Source organism: Echinicola pacifica DSM 19836 (assembly GCF_000373245.1).
Lineage (GTDB): Bacteria > Bacteroidota > Bacteroidia > Cytophagales > Cyclobacteriaceae > Echinicola > Echinicola pacifica.
In genome coordinates this window covers 1-1,903 of record NZ_KB890751.1, presented here as the reverse complement: position 1 = coordinate 1,903, position 1,903 = coordinate 1, and the positions used below count along the sequence as shown (strand labels likewise).

At 36.7% G+C, this 1,903-nt stretch carries 4 protein-coding genes; all 4 read left to right on the top strand.

The annotated features are described in order from the left end of the window. The coding region (locus B050_RS22480) for a hypothetical protein (protein WP_044202577.1) at window positions 1-433 on the top strand (433 nt) is incomplete at its 5' end. Between the two features lie 15 nt (window positions 434-448). Then, complete coding sequence (locus tag B050_RS0113945; RefSeq protein WP_018474555.1) at window positions 449-967, top strand: hypothetical protein; 519 nt, start codon at window positions 449-451, stop codon at window positions 965-967. 41 nt (window positions 968-1,008) lie between these two features. Continuing rightward, window positions 1,009-1,281 carry a hypothetical protein gene (locus B050_RS23470; protein ID WP_157492811.1) on the top strand — a complete coding sequence of 91 codons (273 nt, stop codon included), beginning with the start codon at window positions 1,009-1,011 and terminating at the stop codon, window positions 1,279-1,281. Window positions 1,282-1,284: 3 nt separating this feature from the next. Then, window positions 1,285-1,734 (top strand): hypothetical protein, encoded by a 450-nt coding sequence (locus B050_RS0113940; RefSeq protein WP_018474554.1) that lies wholly within the window; start codon window positions 1,285-1,287, stop codon window positions 1,732-1,734. Window positions 1,735-1,903 lie beyond the last annotated feature (169 nt).

Here is a 1,903-nt window from a genome sequence, read left to right as displayed (position 1 = left end):
GATGAGCGAAGCAGTGGTTAACTTGACTAAGGTTAAAATAGCCCATTTCTCGGCCCCTGCTAAAGGATTAGGCGAAAAAATATTGAAATCGTCAGCTTCATTGGCCGATGATGCCGCTAGTGGGGCGAGACTGCCAAATTGGGGTGGTAATTTCAATGTTGGAAAGAAGTTTCAATTTTCAGTAATGTCGAAAGTTCAGGCACCAGGCATGTCTGGACACAGAGTAGTAGGGTTTAAATATGGTAAATTCCAAGGTGCAATTGATCGACATAATTGGGTATTAAGAAAACCAGGGCAAACACCTATCAACCAGAAATTTTGGCATTATCACTGGGGTCGAGGGAAAACCGGAGCTCACCATATGCAATTTGGCACAGGAAACAAAATTCTTGATGGGTCTCAATTAAGAAACGGTTGGTTAGGACCTTATTAAATTAAGAGGGAGCTTATGGAAAAGATCATAGAAAAAATCTCGAAACAACTAAAACCATTACTTCAAAGATTAATATTAGCTGTCAGTGTGGACGGTCAGATTTTAGATGGTGAAGATGAAAACACACTTTTTGGAGAAGAGGTAAAGATATACTTCTCAGATGACAAGACAGTAGAAATTACCACAGATGATATTCCTCATTTTTATGGTGAAGGAGATTTAGATTTAAAATTTGAAAAAAATAGATATTCTGAAAAACTCTTTTCAAAATTTAATAATAAATCGATATCAGGAATCAAGATATATGGTTGGAAGAGGAAAGGAATCAATCTTTTCAAAGCAGCTAAGTATTTGGTGCAAATCGAGTTTTATCATAATGATGAATTGCTTTTGTCTTCAGGTTTCTTCTATTTCGATCAGAGTACAAAAAAAATGGAAGGTTTAATAACTGGAGAGCTATCTGTTAGTCCTAAGTATAATTTATCAATTGATGACTATGAGGGTAACTTATTATTGTTAGACGAGATAAAATAGTGCCGCTAAGGGGAGTAACTTCGGGCAGAAGCTATTTTTAAGTGAAAAATTCGGTGTTACGTGGTAGCTCTGCTGCAAATGCACAAGGAGCATTAAATCAAGGTGGTGGACTGTTTAAAGCAGGGTGGTCTACAGGAACAAATTCTGCTGGACAATGGGGTTACAAATTTAGAATTGGAATCGGGTCTAGTTCAGCAAATCCAAATATTGCGAGATTCCATATGTATGTTCCGAAAAGCTTTGTGCCAAATAGTTTTGCCAACCCATCTATTCAAGTAAAACGTTCACTTTTCAATCTCGGACTAAAACCTTAAGTTATGAACTATACTAAAGAAGTGTCCGAGAAAGTAGAATTAGTAAATGGGGTGCTTGATGAAATCCATGCTCCTCATTTGCTTGAAAATCCTGATTTTTCAGTGGATGAGATGTCTATGGAATCCTGGCTTAAAATCAATTTAAATGACGGAGGTCATAATAAGGTCCCACTAAGCTTAACGTTTACACAAACGAGCTTGGAAATTAGATTAGATAGAATAGCAGAAGCCATTGACTGGTCAGATAAAGACTTAAAGGAATCCCGTTCGATTGTGTCAACAATGCTTAAGAATCTATTCACAAACCACGTACTTGTAGAATATCACGGTGCGTCTCGGACTTTAATCAGTTTGTTTGGTCAGGACGGGAAGTGTACCAATAATTTTAAGTACAGTGAAGGTATTTCATTTAAAGGAAAGCGAGAGGATAGGCTTTATCACCCTATCTATTAAAAAGAAAATGAATTTATGAATCGAAAGCCCTTGCAAAGATGTGAGGGCTTTTTTAATGCCTAAAAAATTAGCTTTACCATCGAGTAAATCCTTCATCCGTTTTTTAGCCAGCATCGAACTTCCTAACTTTGAAAATCCTAGTGATATTGCTAAGTATGTTGGTTATAAA